The organism is Sphingomonas sp., assembly GCF_048594985.1.
GTDB lineage: Bacteria > Pseudomonadota > Alphaproteobacteria > Sphingomonadales > Sphingomonadaceae > Sphingomonas_I.
This window is the reverse complement of record NZ_JBMDXG010000027.1, coordinates 1-19,217: the sequence shown is the minus strand read 5'-3', so window position 1 is coordinate 19,217 and position 19,217 is coordinate 1. Positions and strand designations below refer to the sequence as shown.

Sequence of the window (19,217 nt, the reverse complement as noted above, 5' to 3'; positions counted from 1 at the left end):
GCATCGCCGCGCGTACGCAGCCCCGATCCGGGGAAGCCCCACGCCTCTAGCGCATCCATTACTTCGGTCTGCGTCGTGCCGGGCAAAGCCGACGTCTCGCCCCAGCCATGGAGTAGGAAGCGCAAGGGCCGGGTGGCGGTGACACCCGCATCCTTCTGCCGCAGCGATCCGGCGGCGGCGTTGCGCGGATTGGCGAACTGCCGCGCCTTGGCCGGATCGGCCGCCTCGTCCAGTAGGCGCTGGTTGAGCGCGGCGAAATCGGCCTTGGTCATATATACCTCGCCGCGCACCTCGAACAGATCGGGGGCATCGGGGGGCAGCGACTGCGGAATGCCGGCGACATGGGCGACGTTGGCGGTTACGTCCTCGCCGACCGTGCCATCGCCGCGCGTCGCCGCCTGCACCAGCCGGCGCGCCTCGTAGCGGAGCGAGCAGGACAAGCCGTCGATCTTGGGCTCGGCGGTGAGCGTCACCGGCTCCTGGGCGGGTAGGCGCAGGAAACGCCGCACGCGCTCCACGAACTCGCCGACCTCCTCGTCGGAGAACGCGTTGTCGAGGCTGAGCATCGGCCGCGCATGGCGGACCTTGGCGAGCGGCCCGGTCGGTGTCGCGCCGACCCGGGTCGACGGGCTGTCCGGCTGGATCAGATCGGGAAACAGCGCTTCCAGCTCGGCATTGCGGCGCACCAGCGCATCATAGTCGGCGTCCGAAATCTCGGGCGCGTCCTGATCATGATACAGGCGGTTATGATGTGCGATCTCGATCGCGAGCCGGGCGAGCTCGGCCGCGGCGTCCGCTTCGGTCAGATGAGCCATCGACGCGCTTTCCCGCGCCCGCGCGCGCCGGTCAACCTTCGCTCAATCGTCGATCGCCCACGGCGCCTTGGCGAAGCGTTTCGCCAGATAGTCGATCAGAACGCGCACGCGCGCGGGGCGAAGCACGCTCGGCGGGGTGAGGAGATTGAGCCCGATCGGGTTCGGCGCCCAATCGGGCAGGATCCGTTCCAGCCGCCCCGCCGCGAGATCGCGCCAGACGAAGAAATCGGGGAGCATCGCGATCCCGTGGCCGGCGCAGACCGAGGCGAGGAACACCTCGCCATTGTTGGAGCGGATGCGGCCGTGGAGCGGCACCGCATATTCCCCTTCGTTCGGATGGTGCAGCCGCCAGAGGTCGGGATTGGGCACGCCGGTGTAGAGCATCGCGTGATGGCCGGCGAGATCGCGCGGATGCGACGGCCGGCCATGCCGGTCGAGATAAGCGGGCGACGCCACGATCGGCACGCGGATCGAAACGAGCCGGCGCGCGCGAAGGCTTGAATCCGACAGCGTGGCGATGCGCAGCGCGACATCGAACCCGTCACCGATCAGGTCGACCAGCGAGTCCGACAGATGAAGGTCCAGGTCCACCTCCGGATAGCGCGCCAGGAAATCGGGCAAAGCCGGGGCCAGATGCTCCGTCCCGAACGACATCGGCGCGGCGATGCGGACGAGGCCGCGCGGATGCTCGGCCTGATCGGACGCCTCCGCTTCCGCCGCCTCGCCCTCCGCCAGGATGCGGCTGGCGCGGGTCAGCGCGGCGCGGCCGGTCTCGGTCAGCGACAGGCGGCGCGAGGTGCGGTGGAGGAGCGGCGCGCCGAGCCTCTGTTCGAGCCGCGCGACCGCCTTCGATACGGTCGGCTTCGACAGGCGCAGGTCGCTGGCGGCGCGGGCGAAGGATCCGGTCTGCGCGATCTTGGCGAAGATCGCCCAGGCATCGAAATCGGGTAGCGCCATGGCGATCGATCAACTCCTGGCAACGGTGGCTTTCGTTCAATTCTATTTTCTGAGGCGGCGGGTCAACTATCTTGGCGTGGACAGCCGGGCAGCAACCCCCGGCACGGAGACACACGATGATCGACGTCCGCCCCTTCGAAACGCTCGGCGCGGCCAATCATGGCTGGCTGGACGCGCACCACCATTTTTCGTTCGCCGGCTATCATGACGAGAACCGGATGAACTGGGGATCGCTGCGCGTCTGGAACGACGATGCGATCGCGCCGAAGAGCGGCTTTCCGCCGCACCCCCACTCGGACATGGAAATCATCACTTATGTCCGCGAAGGCGCGATCTCGCACCAGGACAATCTCGGCAACAAGGGCCGGACCGAGGCAGGCGACGTCCAGGTGATGTCGGCCGGCAGCGGGATCGCGCATGCCGAATATAATCTGGAGGACGTGACCACGCGGATCTTCCAGATCTGGATCATGCCGTCCGAGCGTGGCGGCAAGCCGAGCTGGGGCGCGCGCCCCTTCCCCAAGGGGGATCGCTCGGGCCGGTTCGTCACGCTCGCCTCGGGCTTTGCCGAGGATGGCGAAGCGCTGCCGATCCGGACGCCCGCCCGCGTGGTCGGCGCGACGCTCAAGAAGGGCGAGACCGCCGAATATGTGCTGGGTGGCGACCGCCATGCTTATCTCGTCCCGGCCTCGGGCCGGATCGAGGTGAACGGCACGCCCGCCAAGGCGCGCGACGGCGTCGCGATCAGCGATGTCGAAACGCTGACCGTGACGGCGCTGGAGGACAGCGAACTGGTGATGGTCGACGCTGCCTGAGACTTCGGCCCGGTCGCCCGCGTGGGCGGCCGGGCCTTTCTGTTTCCCAAGGAGATTGACGATGAGCAAGGTGCTGGTTCTCTATTATTCGAGCTACGGCCATATCGAACAGATGGCCGAGGCCGTCGCCGAAGGCGCGCGCGAAACGGGCGCGGACGTGACGATCAAGCGCGTGCCGGAGACCGCGCCCGAGGACGTCGCCAAGGCGGCGTACTTCAAGCTCGACCAGGCCGCGCCCATCGCGACGGTCGCCGAACTCGCGGATTATGACGCGATCATCCTCGGCATGCCGACGCGGTTTGGCCGCATGCCCAGCCAGATGGCGGCGTTCCTCGATCAGGCCGGCGGCCTGTGGGCGAGCGGGGCGCTCAACGGCAAGGTCGGCGCCGTCTTCGGCTCGACCGCGAGCCAGCATGGCGGTCAGGAAACGACCCTGTTCTCCGGCATCACCAACCTGCTCCATTTCGGGATGGTGATCGTCGGCCTGCCCTACAGCTACGGCGCGCAGTTGGGGATGGACGAGATCCACGGCGGCACGCCCTATGGCGCGACCACGCTGGCGGCAGGCGACGGCAGCCGCCAGCCGAGCGAGATCGATCTGGGCGGCGCGCGCTTCCAGGGGCGCCACGTGGCCGAGATCGCGAACAAGCTGTTCGGCTGACACCCTATACGCGCCGGGCGCCGCCCCCTTCGCCCGGCCGTCCTCATCCCTCGTCGCGCAAGCCCGCGACGAGGGATATTTCTTATGACACGATTTTGCGTCATGGCTGGGCCATGAGCGACGTGCCCAAGCCCTTCACCGTCCTGGTCACCGGCGGCGCCGGCTATATCGGCAGCCATGCCGTCTTGGCACTGCTCGACGCGGGCTGGCCCGTGGTGGTGGTGGACAATCTCGTCACCGGATTCCGCTGGGCGGTCCCTGACACGGCGACGTTCGTCGAGGCCGACATCGCGCAGACCGAGACGATGACGGCGGTGCTGCTGAAGCACAAGGTCGGGGCGATCCTCCACTTCGCCGGATCGGTCGTGGTGCCGGAAAGCGTCAGCGACCCGCTCAAATATTACCGCAACAATACCGCCGCCAGCCGCGCCTTGATCGAGGCGGCGGTGACGGCCGGGGTCCGTCATTTCATCTTTTCGTCGACCGCCGCGACCTATGGCATTCCCGATCAGGTGCCGATCCCCGAGGACGCGGCCAAGCAGCCGATCAACCCCTACGGCACGTCGAAGCTGATGACCGAGATCATGCTGCGCGACACCGCCGCCGCGCACCCGATCAATTATTGCGCGCTGCGCTATTTCAATGTCGCGGGCGCCGATCCGCAGGGGCGCTCGGGCCAGTCCACAGCGGGGGCGACGCACCTGATCAAGGTCGCGGTCGAGGCGGCCACCGGGCGGCGCGACAGCGTGGCGGTGTTCGGCACCGATTATGCGACGCCCGACGGCACTGGCGTGCGCGATTACATCCACGTCAGCGATCTGGCCGACGCGCATGTCCACGCGCTCGACCACCTGGTCGCGCATCCGGGCGAGAGCCTGACGATGAATTGCGGCTACGGGCGCGGTTTTTCGGTGCTGGAGGTGCTCGACACGGTCGATCGTGTCACCAACCGCACGATCGACCGGAGGCTGGAGGCGCGCCGCGCGGGCGATCCCGACCAGCTGGTCGCCGACAATCGCCGCATCCTCGCGACCCTCCCGTGGCGGCCGCGCCACGACGACCTTCCCACGATCGTCGAACATGCGCTCGCGTGGGAGCGCCGGCTGGGCGAGCGGCGCGACGCCGGCGAGATTTAGAAATGGGGGTGCCGGGGCGGCACCCGCCAATCAGACGTTTACGCAACATACTCTACGCGGAAGCAACCGACCCCCGCCATTTACGTCGGGCCGATTGATCGATCCAATGAGAGATAGCGATGACATTGATCGAGCGGATCGCTTTCAGGGTCTTGATTGGCGCAGCGGCCCTGTTGCTCGTCGTTCCCGGGTCGGCGCAGACCTTGTCCAAGGGCAAGACAGGCCAGTTCAGCAGGGCGCTTCATCCGCTCGCGGTGCATGCCGGAGGGCGCGTGCAGCCCGACGGGCGCGGCTATCGCTATCGCTGGCCGGGCGTCTACTTCGAAACGACGTTCAGCGGGCCGGAGCTCGTCGTAAGGATCGACGATCCGACGGTGGAATATCGCCTGCTGATCGATGATCGCGCGGCGATCACGATCGACCGCCCGGCGCGAGCGGAATTCCGTGTCGCCGGCCTCACGCCGGGTTCGCACCGCGCCCGGCTTGAGAAGGTCAATGAGGGCAGCGGCGGACCCGGGCGGTTCGGCGGCTTCTTCGCGCGCGCGCCCGGGGCTTCGCCTCCGCGTCCGCGTAGCGCGCAGATCGAGTATATCGGTGATTCGAGCATGACGGGCTTCGGCCTGCGCGCATCCGATCCCGCGTGCGCGGCCGGCGCGGCGTTGGCGTTGACCGACACGCCCGCGGCCTATCCCGCGCTGATCGCGCGGCGGATCGACGCGGATTATCAGGTGAACGCGATTTCGGGGCGCGGGCTTGTCCGCAATTACGGGCTCGGCGCGCCGGAACGGACGCTGTCGACGCTTTACCCCAACGCGTTGCGTGACATTCCCTCGCCCTATCGCGATCCGACATGGCGGCCGCATCTGTACGTGCTCTCGCTCATGGCGGATTTCGCCAGCCCGATCCGGCCGGGCGAACGCTGGGCGAGCCTTGCGGCGGTGGCGGACGATTATGTGGCGGCGCTCGAAAAGCTCGCGGCGGAATTGCATCGGCGCTCGCCGGATGCGGCCTTCGCGATCGGCTGGCCGCGCATCGAACCGACCGGGGATCCGGGGTCCGCGCGCTTCGTGGCGGCGCTTCGCGAGGCGACGCTGGCGGCGGCGCGCAAAGCGGGTTTCGCCCGCGTGGGCGCTTACGAGATCGATCTGCCCGGACTCCAGCGGACGGGATGCGGCGGACATTATAGCGCGGCCGATCAGCGCCTGCTTGCAACGCGGATCTTCGGCCAACTCGCGCGGCAGCGCCTGCTGCCGACCTTCTGACCGCCGTCAGGTCGCGGCGGCCATTTCGGCGAGCTTGGTGACGGTATTCATGTTGCGCATGGTGCCGGTCACCGGGATGATCAGGCGTGAATCCGCCATCCCGTCACCATAGAAGATATAGATTACGCCGGGGCCGAGCACCATCTGCTCATCCCGCACATGCCGCGCCGCGCTCAGCGTGTCGGCGGATATGGGCTGATCGGTAAAGAACGCGATCGTGCGATTGCCCGGATATCCGGCGAAGGGATTGTCCGCGCGCACCCTTTCCATCTCGGCCGCGTCGCGGATCAGAACACCCACCGGCTTGCCGGCGTAGCTTTCGAGGCGCGTTTCGAGCGCGGCCCGGATCGCGTCACGCGTCGATCCGCTCCGGAACACCAGATTGCCGCTCGCAATATAGGTCCGGACCTCCGCAAAGCCCGCCGCCTCGGCCATCTCCCGCAGGAGCGCCATCGGCAGTTTGCCCGTCCCGCCGACGTTGACCGCGCGGAGCAGGGCGACCCAGCTCTTCATGCCTCAATCGGGCTTATGCGCCGCAAGCTCGTTGCCGTCGGGGTCGCGGAAGTGGAAACGCCGCCCGCCGGGAAAGGAGAAGATCGGCCGCGTGATCCGCCCGCCCGCTGCCTCTACCGCCGTCAGCGCGGCGTCGAGATCGGCGACCTGGATCACGATCAGCGGGCCTGCGCTCCGCTCGGCCGGATCGGCCTGCAGCCCGAGGTCGACATCCCCCGTCAGCGTGCAGGCATAGGTCGGCCCGAAGCCGGTCATCGCCCAGCCGAACGCCTTGCCGTAAAAGGCCTGCGCGACCGCGACGTCCGCGACCGGCAGCTCGAGGAAATCCGGGCGCGGCAGACCGGCCATCAATGGTAGCGGCGCAGCAGGCCGGCGAGCGTGCCCTGGATGCGGACCTGATCGGGGCGGTAACGCTGCGGATCGTAGGCGCGGTTGGCGGGATCGAGCCGCACCATCTTGCCCTCATGCCGCAGATATTTGAGCGTCGCCTCGCTCTCTTCGATCAGCGCGACCACGATATCGCCGTCACGCGCGGTCTCGGCCTTGCGGACCAGCGCGTAATCGCCGTCGAGGATTCCCGCCTCGACCATCGAATCGCCGGCAACCTCCAGCGCATAATGCTCGCCGGGCCCCAGCAGAGCGGCGGGTACGGACAGGCTGTTCTGCCCCTCCAGCGCCTCGATCGGCATGCCGGCGGCGATGCGCCCGTGGAGCGGCAAGTCGAGCACGTCGTTCGCCGCCGCCAGCACCTTGGCCTGCTGGACGGGCGCGACGCTCGGCTTGGCGGACTTGGGCGTGGTCTTGATCGCCTCGGGCAGGCGCAGGATTTCGAGCGCGCGGGCGCGATTGGCGAGCCGCTTGATGAAGCCGCGTTCCTCGAGCGCGGAGATCAGGCGATGCACCCCCGATTTGGACTTGAGCTCCAACGCCTCCTTCATCTCCTCGAACGAAGGCGACACGCCGGTCTGGCCCAGCCGCTCGTGGATGAAGGTCAGAAGCTCGTGTTGCTTGCGCGTCAGCATGATCTTTCCCGGCCGTAAGGAACGGACGGGGAACGTCTAGGCAACGCCTTGATCGGTGTCAAGCGATCCGGATGATATCCACAACTTCGCCCACAGCGGCGGGGGAAGAGCCCGCGCGGCGGACGATCAGCATGTCGGCGCGGGCCAGCGCGCTGAGTACAGCGCTGTCCTCGACCCCGACCGGGGCGATGCCGTCGCCGGTGAAGACGGCGCGGACATAATCGTCCCGCCCGCCCACCGCGGGGAGCGGCGAGGCAAGCGCGGCGCGTTCGGCGCGAGGAAGGGGGTCGCGCGCGCCGCTCAGATGGGCAAGCAGCGGCAGCAGGAAGAGGCGCGCGGTCACGAACGCCGATACCGGGTTGCCGGGCAGGCCGAGCACCACCGTGCCATCGAGCGTGCCCGCCAGCAGCGGCTTGCCCGGCCGCATCGCGATCCGCCAGAAGTCGAGCGCCGCGCCCGCTTGCTCCAGTGCGGGGCGGACGAGATCGTGGTCGCCGACCGATGCGCCGCCGGTCGTGACGATCACATCGGCGTCGGAAGCGCGAAACGCCGCGACCAGCGCGTCGAGCCGGTCGGGGACCAGCCCGGCATCCGTCACCTCGGCCAGGCCGCCGATCATTGCACGCAGCATCGGCGCGTTGGAGGCGGGCAGCAGGACGCCTTCGGCCGGCGTCCCCGGCGCGACCAGTTCGTCGCCGGTCGAGATCAATGTGACGCGCGGCCGGCGCCTGACGGGCAGCGCGCCGTGCCCGCCGATCGCGGCCAGTGCAATGCGCGCAGGTGTCCAGTTCCCCCCCGCCGCTGCCAGCAGGTCGCCGTCGTGAAAGTCCGATCCGCGTTGGCGGATGCTCGCCCCGATCCGGGGCGGCCCTTCGCCGTCGAGCCATAGCCGGTCGCCGTCGCGGCGTGCTTCCTCCTGCACCACGATCGCGTCCGCCCCCGGGGGGAGCGGCGCGCCCGTGAAAATGCGCGCGGCCTCGCCCGGGGCGACCGAGGCGGCGATGCCCGCGCCCGCCCGGCTCTCCCCGATCACCCGCCACGGCCCCGGCAGATCGGCGAAGCGGATCGCATAGCCGTCCATCATCGACAGATCGGCGGCGGGCTGCGTCCGGCGCGCGCGCACGTCGGTGGCCGCCCAACGCCCGGCGGCATCATGGAGCGCGGCGGTCTCCGCAGGCAGCGGCGCGTGAAGCGCGAGCAGCCGCGCCTGCGCCTCCGCGACCGGCAACAGGCTCACGCTTCCGCGCGCCACTCGCCCGATCGCCCGCCCGATTTGGCGAGGAGGCGGACCGGGCCGATCGCCATCCCCCGGTCGATCGCCTTGGCCATGTCGTAGAGCGTGAGCAACGCGACCGAGACCGCCGTCAGCGCCTCCATCTCGACGCCCGTGCGGCCGGTCGTGACCACGGTCGCGGCGCACGCCACCCCATCGTCGGCCAGCGTAAAGTCGACCGTCACCGAGGCAAGCGGCAGAGGATGGCAGAGCGGGATGAGGTCGCTCGTCCGCTTGGCCGCCATGATTCCCGCGATGCGCGCGACGGCAAGCGCGTCACCCTTCTTGAGCGTGCCCGCGCGGATCGCGGCGAGCGCATCGGTGGACATGGCGATATGCCCGGCGGCGGTCGCCTCGCGCCGGGTCACGTCCTTGGCCGAAACGTCGACCATGTGCGCCGCCCCCGCCTCGTCGAGGTGGGTCAGCCGGCTCATGCCGCGAGCAGCGCGCGCGTCGCCGCCGTCACGTCGGTCTGGCGCATCAGGCTTTCGCCCACCAGGAAGGCGCGCACGCCGTGACGCCCCATCTCGACCAGGTCGGCAGGGCCGGAAATGCCGCTTTCGGCGACGAACAGGCAGTCGGCCGGCGCGCGCGCGACCAGTTCGTAGGTACGCGCGAAGTCGACCGTGAAGTCGCGCAGGTCGCGATTATTGGCGCCGATCAGGCGCGAACGGAGCTTCAAGGCGCGGTCGAGTTCGTGCGCGTCGTGCACCTCGACCAGCACGTCCATGCCGCGCTCGATCGCCGCCGCCTCGATCTCCGCCATTCGCCCATCGTCGAGCGCGGCGACGATGATCAGGATCGCGTCGGCGCCGAGCGCGCGCGCCTCCGCCACCTGCCACGGATCGATCATGAAATCCTTGCGCAGGCAGGGCAGCGCGCAGGCGGCGCGCGCCGCGACCAGATACTCGTCGGCGCCCTGGAAATAGGGCGCGTCGGTCAGCACCGACAGGCAGGCGGCCCCGCCCGCTTCATACGCGCGGGCATGCGCCGGCGGATCGAAATCGGCGCGGATCAGGCCCTTGGACGGCGACGCCTTCTTGATCTCGGCGATCAGCGCATAACCATCCGCCGCCTTGGCTTCGAGCGCGCGGCGGAAACCGCGCGGTGCGCTCTGCCTGGCGGCAAGGGCATCCAGCACATCCAGCGACTGCTCCACCTTGCGCGCGGCGACATGCTCCGCCTTGGTCTCGAGGATGCGGGTGAGGCGGTTACTCATCAGAATTTGATCCAGCAATTCATGAGCGCGTTGGCCAGGCCCTTGTCGATCGTCTCGGCGGCCTCCTCGACGCCCTCGGGAAGCGTGGCCGCCGCGCCCGCGACGACCAAAGCCGCGCCGGCATTGAGCAGCACCGCATCGCGATACGCCCCCGGCTCGCCCTGCAGCAGCGCGCGGAGCGCGGCGGCATTGTAGGCAGCGTCACCGCCCCGGATCGCGTCGAGCGCGTGGCGCGCGATACCCGCATCCTCGGGCGTGACGGTGCGGGGAAAGGCGCACAGGCCGATCGACTCCGCGCGGCTCGGCCCCGCGATCGACAGTTCGTCGAGATGCTCCTCGCCGGCCACGACCAGCGCGGCCTCCGCGCCCAGCAATTCGATCGCCTGGGCGACGGTCGGCAGATAATCGACGCGGGCGACGCCGAGCAGTTGCCGCGTGACCCGCGCCGGGTTGGCGAGCGGACCGATCAGATTGAAGATCGTCCGCCGCCCGATCGCGCGCCGCACCGGCGCCAGCCGGGCGAGCGCGGGATGGTGCTGCTGCGCGAACAGGAAGGCGATGCCGAGGTCGGCGAGGCTCTGTTCGGCGCGCGCCGAGGCACGATCGAGGTCGAGCCCCAGCGCCTCCAGCGTGTCCGCCGCACCCGCGCGTGACGAGGCGGCGCGGGTGCCATGCTTGGCGACGGGGACGCCCGCCGCCGCCACGACGATCGCCACCGCCGTCGAGATGTTGAGGCTGTGCGCGCCGTCGCCGCCGGTCCCGCAGACGTCGATCGCGCCGGTCGGGGCCGACACCTCGATCATGCGCGCCCGCAGCGCACGCGCGGCGGCGGCGATCTCGACCGCGCTTTCCTCACGGACGGTGAGCGCGATCAGGAATTCGGCGACCGCATCGTCCGCCACCTTCCCGTCGAGCATGTCGGCGAACGCCTGCTCGGCCGTCTCGTGATCGAGCGGCTCGCCCGGATCGGGCAGCAACGCCAGCGTCGTCATGCGCGCTCGGCCACCTTGATCCCGGCGATCGTTATGAAATTGGCCAGCAGGTCGTGGCCGTGCTGGGTCGCGATGCTTTCGGGGTGGAACTGGACGCCATGGATCGGCAGGTCGCGGTGGCGGAAGCCCATCACGGTGCCATCCTCGGTCCGCGCATTGGCGATCAGCACGTCGGGCGCGTCCTCGACCACCAGCGAATGGTAGCGCGTGGCGGTGAAGGGGCTGGGAATGCCGGCGAACATGCCGCTGTCATCGTGAATCACCGGCGAGGTCTTGCCGTGCATCAATGTCCGCGCGCGGGTGACAGTGCCGCCAAAATGCTGACCGATCGCCTGATGGCCGAGGCAGACGCCCAGCAACGGCCGCTTCTGGTCCGCCGCCGCCTCGACCAGCTCCAGGCTGATCCCGGCCTCGTTCGGCGTGCAGGGGCCGGGCGAGATCAGGAACGCCTGCGCGCCCGACGACAACGCCTGCCCGACACCGATCGCGTCGTTGCGCACGACCTCGACCTCGGCGCCGAGTTCCTGGAGGTAATGCACCAGGTTCCAGGTGAAGCTGTCATAATTGTCGATGACGAGGATCATGGTCAGCGACTTAGCGATGTGGCCCGCCAGCACAAGGCGGCGCCGTCATGCGAGGTCGGCGTGGAGCAGGAATGAAGCGTTTACAATCGCGCCTATTCTACCGATCCTGACGGGGGCGTTGCGGTTTCGCTCGAGATCCCGAGCGCTCACTGCCCGAAGCCGGGTTCGCCTGCCCGCTCGATCGCCTCGCGCGCGGCGGCGAACAGCGCGCCCGATTTATGTTCGCATTCGCGCTGTTCCGAGGCGGGATCGCTGTCGGCGACGATGCCGGCCCCGGCCTGGACGTGGAGCACGCCGTCCTTGACGATGCCCGTGCGCAGCACGATGCAGCTGTCCATGCTGCCGTCGGGCGAGAAATAGCCGACGCCGCCGGCATAGGCGCCGCGCGTTTCGGGTTCGAGCTCGGCGATGATCTCGCACGCGCGGACCTTGGGCGCGCCGGAGACTGTACCCGCCGGAAAGCCCGCGAACAGCGCGTCGAGCGCGTCCTTCGACGGATCGAGCCGCCCGACCACGTTCGAGACGATGTGCATCACGTGGCTGTAGCGCTCTATCGTGTAGCTGTCGGTCACCTTGACCGGACCGCGCGCCGCCACCCGGCCGACATCGTTGCGACCGAGATCGAGCAGCATCAGATGCTCGGCGCGCTCCTTCGGGTCGGCGAGCAGTTCGTCGCGATTGGCCGCATCCTCGGCGGCGGTCCGGCCGCGCGGGCGCGTGCCCGCGATCGGGCGAATGGTCACCTCACCATCGCGCGCGCGGACCAGGATTTCGGGCGAGGAGCCGATCAGCGCAAAGCCCGGCAGATCGAGATGATAGAGGAACGGCGACGGATTGATCCGCCGGAGCGCGCGATAGAGATCGAACGGCGGCAGCGGGAAGGGCGCGGTGAAGCGCTGCGCCAGCACCACCTGAAAGATGTCGCCCGCTGCGATATAGTCCTTCGCGCGCGCCACCATCTCCCCATAGCGGCCGGCCGGTAGCTGCGGCTGCGCGACCGGAACGGCACCGCCGGGCGCGAGGCGCGAAAGCGCCGGCACGGCCGCTGCCAGCCGGGCCTGCGCCGTTTCTATCCGCTCGATCGCCTCATCGACGGTCGCGTCGCTTTCGGGCCATACCGGCGCGACCAGATAGAGCATGTCCGCCAGCCGGTCGAAGACGAGGATCAGCGTCGGCCGCACGAACAGCATGTCGGGCAGATCGAGCGGGTTGGGGGCGGGCCGGGGCAGGCGCTCGACCAGCCCGATCGTCTCATAAGCGAAATAGCCGACCAGGCAGGCGAGCGCGGGCGGCAGCCCGTCGGGCATGTCGGCGCGGCATTCGGCCACCAGCGCGCGCAATTCCGCCAGCGGGTCGCCGCCGAGCGGACCGAAGGCGTCGCGATCGCGCAGCCAGCGCCGGTTGACCTCGGCGGTCGTGCCGCGGGCGCGGTAGACGAGATCGGGCGCGAGGCCGAGCAGGCTGTAGCGCCCGCGCGTCGCCCCATCCTCGACCGATTCGAGCAGGAAATCGCCCCGGCCGGGTTCGATCAGCTTCAGCGCGGCGGCGACCGGCGTCTCGGTGTCGGCCAGCATCTGCCGCCACACCAAGGCGGGGCGTCCCGCCGCCAGCGCCGCGCGCGCGGCCGTGTCCGCCTCAGGCCCCGCCTGCGCCGCGCTCACTGTGCGGACGCAGTGCCGCGCAGCTGCTGCTCGAGCCGGATCTGCGCCTGCTGGTTGCGGCTGATCTTCACGTCGGCGCGCGCGGCGGCGGCGAACTGGTCGGCATATTCGCGGCCGAGCACCGAACCCATCTCCCCCCGCGTGGCGGCGACCAATGCGGGCATCTGCTTGGCGTCGCCGGGCGTGATCCGCTCGAGCCTGACCAGCGACCAGCTTCCGCCGGGAAGCGGGCTCAGCTCGACCTGCCCGGGCGCGAGCCGGAACAAGGTCCGCAGCGCGGGCGGCACGGGCTGGCCCGAGCGCGCAATCTCGATCTGCGCGACGCCGACCGACTGCGGCGCGGGCAGCTTCGCGGCGGCGAACGCGGCGGGCATCGCCTGGCCCTTCCTGACCTGCGCGAGCAGGCGCTGCGCGGTGGCGCGCGCGCGTTCGGCGGCGCGGCTGGCGAGCAGGTCCTGCGTCACACGATCCCTGATCTGCGCAAGAGGCGTCGGCGCGGCGGGCACCACGCTGGCCACGCTCAGCAGCGCGAAATGCTGATCCGGATCGATCGTCTCGACGGTCGGCTCGTCATCGGGCCCGACCGACGACGCCGCCTTGAGCAGCGCGGTGACCGTCGGATCGGCGGTGAAGGCGGGATCGGCGGGCGCGGTGCCGTTGGGCAGCAAAGGCGGAGTGGTGACGACCGTCAGCTTGTTCTGGCCCGCCACCTCGGCAAAGGTCGCGCCATCGTTGATCGCGTCCTCGACCTTGGCGACCAGCGCGGCGACCGCCTCGTCGCGCTTCTTCTTGGTCAGCGTGGCGGTGATCTCGTCGCGCACCTGCGGCAGGCTGCGCGCGGTGGTGCGCTCGATCGCGTCGACATGGCCGACCGCCCAGCCGAGCGGGCTGCGAACCGGCGCGGTGGTGCCGCCCGAGGGGAGCGCGAACACCGCCTCCGCCATGGCGGGCGAGGACGCCTTGGCAAGCGCGTCGCGGCCGAGCGTGCCGAGGCGGATGTCGGCGTCGGCCAGCCCCCGCTGGGTCGCGGCCTGCGCGAAGGACACGCCGCCCCCGACCCGCGCGACGAACGCCTTGGCGGCGGCCTCATCGGGCAGCACGACCTGCGACACGGTACGCGTCTCGCCGGCGGCATATTTGGCGGCATCGGCTTTATAGGCGGCGGCGATCTCGGCCTCGGTCGGCGGGGCGACCTGAACCGTCTCGGGCCCGATCGCGGCGTAACGGATCACGCGCCGCTCCGGCACGATGTAGCGCCGCGCATTGCCGCGGTAGAAGGCCTGCAGTTCGGCCTCGGTCGGCGGGGCGATGCCCTCCGGCGTGGCGGGAATCAGCCCGATCATGCCTTCGCGCCGGTCGATCAGCAGGCGCGCATAGGGGGCGACCAGCCCTTCGGGCGCGGAGATCGGCGTGGAAATCGGCGTCACCACCTGACGGCGGAGGAGATCGTCGCGAATGCCGTCATGCAACTGGTTGAACGGGATGCGCTGGCGGGCGAGCAATGCGTTCATCGTATTCTCGTCAAACTGCCCCGTCGGGCCGCGAAAGGCGGGAACCTGCGCAATCTCCGACCCGATCAGGCGTTCATTCACCGCCATCCCGTGGTCGGCGGCCCAGCGCGCCAGCACCTGCCCCGCAACATATTGTTCGATCAGGATGTTGAGCCCGCCGATCGTGTCGAGGAAGCCGCCCATCGTCAGGTCGGGCTGCTGTGTCTGCGCGTCGCGCAGCATCGCCTCGGCCTGGCCGCGGATCGCCTGGTCACTGACCGGCTCGCCGCCGACTACCGCAAGCGCGTTGGCGTTGGCGCCGCCGGTCAGGCCGCCGCCGGGGGTGCCGATGCCGGTGACGATGAACGCCACCATCACCAGCCCCAATATGGCCACGGCCACCCATGAGGACAGGACGCGGCGGAAGAAGGCGAGCATGGGCGATCCGGAACAAGAGATTAAAGGCCGACCCAATAGAGGCCGCTCCCCGCAGCATCAAGCGCGGCTCCATCCGATCGCCGGGCGGCACGGTTTCGCACTTTTGCGCGAACGTCTCGCAATAGTCGTTTTCGCGTGACCCCCCGTCGTTTCGGGCGTTAGGGCCGCGTTCGATTACCCCTGATACCGGAGGACGAAATGGCGTTCGAGCTTCCCCCGCTGCCCTTCGACGCGACCGCGCTGGAGCCGCACATGTCGGCCGAGACGTTCGAGTTTCATCACGGCAAGCACCACAAGGCCTATGTCGACAAGGTCAACGGCTGGATCGACGAGAAGGGCCTGAGCGGCCTGTCGCTGCTCGACGTGATCGCCAAGGCGAAGGACACGGGCGACAAGGGCCTGTTCAACAATTCCGCGCAGGTGTGGAACCACACCTTCTTCTGGAACTGCCTGGCGCCCGCCGGATCGACTAGGCCGTCCGAGAAGCTGGCCGGCCTGATCGAAGGCTTCGGCGGGCAGGAAAAGCTACTCAAGGATCTCGCGACCGAGGCGGTGAACCACTTCGCATCGGGCTGGGCGTGGCTGGTGCTCGAAGGCGACGCGCTCAAGGTCACGTCGTTCCACGACGCCGACACGCCCGTCGCGCATGGCGTGACACCGCTCTTCACGCTCGATGTGTGGGAGCATGCGTACTACATCGATTATCGCAACGCGCGGCCCAAGTTCGCCGAGACGATCCTTGCCAACGTGATCAACTGGGACTTCGTGTCGCAGAATCTCGACGGCCAGGGCGCATCGCGCGCCGACCAGGCGCAGTAAAAGCCGGCGACGTTAACCCGCCCTTACGAGGTAGCGGGTCAGGAAGGGGCCATGTTCTCGCTTACGGCCCCTTCCCGCACGTCGCCGCACGTGGATGCGGCCGCGCGTGCGTTGTGGGGCGCGCTGGACCAGTCATCGGCGATCGCCTTCTTCGACCTGGAAGGCCGGGTCACATCCGCCAACCGCCGCTTCCTCGACCTGTTCGGCTATCGGATGGAGGATCTGGAGGGCCAATTCCACCGCGTGCTGTGCAGCCCGGAGGATGCGCGCGCCGACCGCTATCAGCAGACCTGGGCCACGCTGTGCCGGGGCGAGCATGAGAGCGGCGATTATCGCCGTCTCGCCGCCGACGGGCGCGAATTGTGGGTTCAGGCGATCTACGCGCCGCTGCATGGCGAGGACGGGGCGATGGCAGGCTCGCTCATGCTCGCGACGGACGTCACCGACCGCAAGAGCGCGGCCGCGGCCGACGCCAGCATGATCAATGCGATCGACCGGTCGCAGCTCATCGTGGAGTTCGGGCTCGACGGGACGATCCTGCATGCTAACGAAAACTTCCTCCGCGTAAGCGGCTATGGCGCGCCCGAGATCGTCGGGCGCCACCATCGCGTCCTGTGCAGCCCGGAGGAAACCGGCCTCGCGGAATATCGGGCGATGTGGGAGCGGCTGGCGCGGGGCGAATTCATCCAGGGCGAATATCGCCGCGTCGCGCGCGACGGCCGCCCCTTGTGGCTGCAGGCGACCTACAATCCGATCCTCGACGCGATGGGCCGACCGGTGAAGGTGGTGAAGCTGGCGATCGACGTGACCGCGCAGCGCGAGGCCGCGAGCGAGGCGGTGGAGCGCCAGGCGCAGCTGGCTGGGGAAGTGGCACAGCGGCGGCGGCGGCTGGAGACGATGGTGAGCGAGGTCCGCGAGATCGTGGGCTGGATCGACGGGATCGCCGACCAGACCAACTTGCTCGCGCTGAACGCCCGGATCGAGGCGGCGCGCGCGGGCGACGCCGGGCGCGGCTTTGCGGTGGTGGCGCACGAGGTGAAGCGGCTGGCGACCGACACGCAGGCGGCGACGGTCAAGGCGGCGGCTCTACTCGCCGGCTGATTATTCCTCGGGCGGGACCGCGACCTTGGGCGTGTCGGCGGCGAGGCCGTGGCGCATCAGCATCGGCACGTTGGCGGCGGCGAAGATCAGGGTCGCGGGCATCGATCCCCACAGCTTGTAGCCGAGCCAGAATTCGGTCGAGAAATTGCGCCACACCGCTTCGTTGGCGATGGCCAGGGCGATGAAGAAGATCGCCCAATTGCGCGTCAGCAGCCGCCACCCCTCGGCCGTGAGGCCCGGATAGGCCTGCCCCAGCACCATCTGCAGCGTGGGGCGACCCGTAGCCAGACCCCAGAACAGGATCGTACTGACCGTCACATAATAGATGGTCGGCTTGATCTTGATGATCCAGTCCTTGTGCAGCCAGATGGTGAGGCCGCCGAGCAGCAGCACCATGATCGCGGAGAATACCTGGATCGGCGACACCTTGCCGTAGCGGACGAGCGACACGATCATCGCGAGGGCGGTCGCCGCGATGAACAGGCCGGTCGCGAGGAAAATGTCCTTCCCGCTCCACGAATAGGCCGCGAAATAGACTGCGAGCGGCCCGAGATCGAGCGCGAGGCGCATGCCGATCCCGGTTTCCTTCGACGCGGCGCTCATCGGCTCTTCTCCGGCGCGAGGCGTTCGATCCCGGCGATGGCGCGGGCGACCTCCTTCGGATCGAACGGGCGCAGATCGTCGACGCCTTCGCCGACGCCGATGGCATGGATCGGCATACCGTATTTCTCCGCCGCCGCGACCAGCACGCCGCCGCGCGCCGTCCCGTCGAGCTTGGTCATGACGAGGCCGGTCACGCCCGCAGTCTCCTTGAACACTTCGATCTGGCTGAGGCCGTTCTGGCCGGTCGTCGCGTCGAGCACGAGCACGACGTCGTGCGGTGCGGCGGGATTGAGCCGGCCGAGCACGCGCCGGATCTTGGCGAGTTCGTCCATCAGCCCGGACTTGTTCTGCAGCCGGCCGGCAGTGTCGACGATCAGCACGTCGGTCCCTTCGGCGGTGCCGCGCTTGACGCCTTCGAACACCAGCCCCGCCGCGTCGGCGCCCTCGCTGCCGCTGATGATCGGCACGCCGATCCGGTCCGCCCAGACCTTGAGCTGGCCGATCGCGGCGGCGCGGAACGTGTCGCCCGCGACCAGCATCACCGAATAATCCTGTTCGGTCAGCAGGTGCGCCAGCTTGGCGATGGTGGTGGTCTTGCCCGATCCGTTGACGCCGATCACCAGAATGACCTGCGGGCGGGGGAAGGCCTCGATCTCCAGCGGCTTGGCGACGGGGGCGAGGATCGCCGCCACCTCCTCGGCCACGATCTCGCGCAGGCGCGCCTCGGTCAGGCCGAGCGCGAAGCGTTCGCCGGTCAGCCGCTCGCGCACGCGGCGCGCGGTGGCGGGGCCGAGATCGGAGGCGATCAACGCTTCCTCGATCTGGTCGAGCGTGTCGTCGTCGAGCGCGGCCTTGCCGAGCAGGCCCGACAGATTCTCGCCGAGCTTGTCGGAGGTCCGGCGGAAGCCGCCGAGCAGGCGCTCGTGCCAGGCGGTGCTCATGCCGGCACCCCGATCAGCGCGTCGCCCGCGACGCCGGTGATCCGTGCGTCCACGATCGCGTTCGGCGCGCCCTCGATCGCCACTCGCGCGAAATTGCCGGCGTGCCCGCCTGTTCCGTCCAATTCCACCAACACCTGCTGCACCGTTCCGATCTGCTGTTGGAGCCACGCCGTCTTCGCGCTCGCCGCGATTGCGCGCAGCCGGGCCGCGCGCGCCTTCACCACCGGCCGCGCGACCTGCGGCATCCGCGCCGCCGGCGTGCCCGCGCGCGGCGAATAGGGGAAGATGTGCGCGAAGACGATGCCGCAATCGGCGATCAGCCGCGCGGTATTGGCGAACATCGCCTCGTCCTCGGTCGGAAAGCCGGCGATCAGGTCCGCGCCGATCGCGAGGTCCGGGCGGGCGGCGCGCAGCCGGTCGACCAGCGCCACCGCCTGGCCGCGATTGTGGCGGCGCTTCATCCGCTTGAGGATCAGGTCGTCGCCCGCCTGCAGCGACAGATGCACGTGCGGCATGATCCGCGCTTCGCCCGCGATCAGCGCGAACAGCCGGTCGTCCACCTCGCACGGATCGAGCGAGGAGAGGCGCAGCCGCGGCAGATCGGGTACGTGCGTCAGAATGCGTTCGACGAGGTGGCCGAGCGTCGGTGCGCCGGGCAGGTCGGCGCCGTAGGCGGTCAGATCGACCCCGGTGAGCACGATTTCGCGCGCGCCGGTGTCCATAGCGGCGCGAATCTCGTCGATCACGCCCCCCGCCGGGAGCGAGCGGCTGGCGCCGCGCCCGTAAGGAATGATGCAGAAGGTGCAGCGGTGGTCGCAGCCATTCTGGACGGGGAGAAAGGCGCGGGCATGCCCATCCAGTCGCCCCTGCGGAGGCAGGGGGCTATCGCGCTCTCCCCAATCGACACCATCAGCC

20 protein-coding genes and 1 pseudogene are annotated in these 19,217 nt (G+C 69.3%); 6 read left to right on the top strand and 15 right to left on the bottom strand.

The features are described 5' to 3' along the window. Together ACOJSF_RS01090 and ACOJSF_RS01085 are read right to left on the bottom strand one after the other, a co-directional pair. Positions 1 to 815 (bottom strand): annotated as a pseudogene (locus ACOJSF_RS01090) (NAD-dependent DNA ligase LigA); the annotation flags it as partial. Positions 816 to 857: 42 nt separating this feature from the next. Next, positions 858 to 1,772, bottom strand: coding sequence for a LysR family transcriptional regulator (locus ACOJSF_RS01085; protein WP_420140397.1), 915 nt, complete (start codon positions 1,770 to 1,772; stop codon positions 858 to 860). A gap of 116 nt (positions 1,773 to 1,888) precedes the next feature. Between ACOJSF_RS01085 and ACOJSF_RS01080 the strand changes: the two genes are divergently transcribed. The 4 genes from ACOJSF_RS01080 (at position 1,889) to ACOJSF_RS01065 (ending at position 5,646) form a co-directional block, all read left to right on the top strand. After that, positions 1,889 to 2,587, top strand: a complete 699-nt coding sequence (locus ACOJSF_RS01080; RefSeq protein WP_420140396.1) for a pirin family protein — start codon at positions 1,889 to 1,891, stop codon at positions 2,585 to 2,587. Between the two features lie 61 nt (positions 2,588 to 2,648). Then, entirely contained in the window at positions 2,649 to 3,248 is a 600-nt protein-coding gene (gene wrbA / locus ACOJSF_RS01075; protein ID WP_420140395.1) for an NAD(P)H:quinone oxidoreductase, read from the top strand. 113 nt (positions 3,249 to 3,361) lie between these two features. Beyond that, complete coding sequence (galE, locus tag ACOJSF_RS01070) at positions 3,362 to 4,384, top strand: UDP-glucose 4-epimerase GalE (protein ID WP_420140394.1); 1,023 nt, start codon at positions 3,362 to 3,364, stop codon at positions 4,382 to 4,384. Between the two features lie 119 nt (positions 4,385 to 4,503). Then, the gene (locus ACOJSF_RS01065; RefSeq protein WP_420140393.1) at positions 4,504 to 5,646 is read left to right on the top strand and encodes an acetylxylan esterase; all 1,143 of its coding nucleotides are present in this window, start codon (positions 4,504 to 4,506) and stop codon (positions 5,644 to 5,646) included. A 6-nt stretch (positions 5,647 to 5,652) separates the two neighbouring features. Here the strand turns inward: ACOJSF_RS01065 and ACOJSF_RS01060 are convergent, their stop codons facing one another. The 10 genes from ACOJSF_RS01060 to ACOJSF_RS01015 all read right to left on the bottom strand — a co-directional run bounded on the left by ACOJSF_RS01060 (position 5,653) and on the right by ACOJSF_RS01015 (position 14,838). Continuing rightward, positions 5,653 to 6,159, bottom strand: coding sequence for a DUF1697 domain-containing protein (locus ACOJSF_RS01060; RefSeq protein WP_420140392.1), 507 nt, complete (start codon positions 6,157 to 6,159; stop codon positions 5,653 to 5,655). Positions 6,160 to 6,162: 3 nt separating this feature from the next. After that, complete coding sequence (locus ACOJSF_RS01055) at positions 6,163 to 6,507, bottom strand: VOC family protein (protein WP_420140391.1); 345 nt, start codon at positions 6,505 to 6,507, stop codon at positions 6,163 to 6,165. Then, on the bottom strand, positions 6,507 to 7,181 hold the full coding sequence (gene lexA / locus ACOJSF_RS01050; protein WP_420140390.1) for a transcriptional repressor LexA: 675 nt from the start codon (positions 7,179 to 7,181) through the stop codon (positions 6,507 to 6,509). Before lexA ends, ACOJSF_RS01055 begins: the two co-directional genes overlap by 1 nt. Positions 7,182 to 7,239: 58 nt before the next feature. Beyond that, entirely contained in the window at positions 7,240 to 8,418 is a 1,179-nt protein-coding gene (locus ACOJSF_RS01045) for a molybdopterin molybdotransferase MoeA (RefSeq protein WP_420140398.1), read from the bottom strand. Continuing rightward, complete coding sequence (gene moaC, locus ACOJSF_RS01040; protein ID WP_420140389.1) at positions 8,415 to 8,888, bottom strand: cyclic pyranopterin monophosphate synthase MoaC; 474 nt, start codon at positions 8,886 to 8,888, stop codon at positions 8,415 to 8,417. Before moaC ends, ACOJSF_RS01045 begins: the two co-directional genes overlap by 4 nt. After that, complete coding sequence (gene trpC, locus ACOJSF_RS01035) at positions 8,885 to 9,673, bottom strand: indole-3-glycerol phosphate synthase TrpC (protein WP_420140388.1); 789 nt, start codon at positions 9,671 to 9,673, stop codon at positions 8,885 to 8,887. Before trpC ends, moaC begins: the two co-directional genes overlap by 4 nt. Beyond that, positions 9,673 to 10,665, bottom strand: a complete 993-nt coding sequence (trpD, locus tag ACOJSF_RS01030) for an anthranilate phosphoribosyltransferase (RefSeq protein ID WP_420140387.1) — start codon at positions 10,663 to 10,665, stop codon at positions 9,673 to 9,675. Before trpD ends, trpC begins: the two co-directional genes overlap by 1 nt. Beyond that, complete coding sequence (locus ACOJSF_RS01025; protein WP_420140386.1) at positions 10,662 to 11,249, bottom strand: anthranilate synthase component II; 588 nt, start codon at positions 11,247 to 11,249, stop codon at positions 10,662 to 10,664. The genes trpD and ACOJSF_RS01025 overlap by 4 nt, the downstream gene beginning before the upstream one ends. Positions 11,250 to 11,395: 146 nt before the next feature. Beyond that, complete coding sequence (gene trpE / locus ACOJSF_RS01020; protein WP_420140385.1) at positions 11,396 to 12,910, bottom strand: anthranilate synthase component I; 1,515 nt, start codon at positions 12,908 to 12,910, stop codon at positions 11,396 to 11,398. Then, complete coding sequence (locus ACOJSF_RS01015; protein ID WP_420140384.1) at positions 12,907 to 14,838, bottom strand: peptidyl-prolyl cis-trans isomerase; 1,932 nt, start codon at positions 14,836 to 14,838, stop codon at positions 12,907 to 12,909. The genes trpE and ACOJSF_RS01015 overlap by 4 nt, the downstream gene beginning before the upstream one ends. A 198-nt stretch (positions 14,839 to 15,036) precedes the next feature. Between ACOJSF_RS01015 and ACOJSF_RS01010 the strand changes: the two genes are divergently transcribed. Beyond that, complete coding sequence (locus ACOJSF_RS01010) at positions 15,037 to 15,657, top strand: superoxide dismutase (RefSeq protein ID WP_420140383.1); 621 nt, start codon at positions 15,037 to 15,039, stop codon at positions 15,655 to 15,657. 51 nt (positions 15,658 to 15,708) lie between these two features. Next, on the top strand, positions 15,709 to 16,758 hold the full coding sequence (locus ACOJSF_RS01005; RefSeq protein WP_420140382.1) for a PAS domain S-box protein: 1,050 nt from the start codon (positions 15,709 to 15,711) through the stop codon (positions 16,756 to 16,758). Here ACOJSF_RS01005 and ACOJSF_RS01000 read toward each other — a convergent pair whose 3' ends face one another. The 3 genes from ACOJSF_RS01000 to ACOJSF_RS00990 all read right to left on the bottom strand — a co-directional run. After that, positions 16,759 to 17,361, bottom strand: a complete 603-nt coding sequence (locus tag ACOJSF_RS01000; protein ID WP_420140381.1) for an inner membrane-spanning protein YciB — start codon at positions 17,359 to 17,361, stop codon at positions 16,759 to 16,761. It abuts the gene before it with no gap. Further along, a complete protein-coding gene (gene ftsY, locus ACOJSF_RS00995; RefSeq protein WP_420140380.1) occupies positions 17,358 to 18,302 on the bottom strand; it encodes a signal recognition particle-docking protein FtsY in 945 nt (314 codons plus the stop codon). Before ftsY ends, ACOJSF_RS01000 begins: the two co-directional genes overlap by 4 nt. Then, positions 18,299 to 19,217 (bottom strand): MiaB/RimO family radical SAM methylthiotransferase (locus tag ACOJSF_RS00990; protein ID WP_420140379.1); only part of this gene is annotated, 919 nt, incomplete at its 5' end. The genes ACOJSF_RS00990 and ftsY, both read right to left, overlap by 4 nt.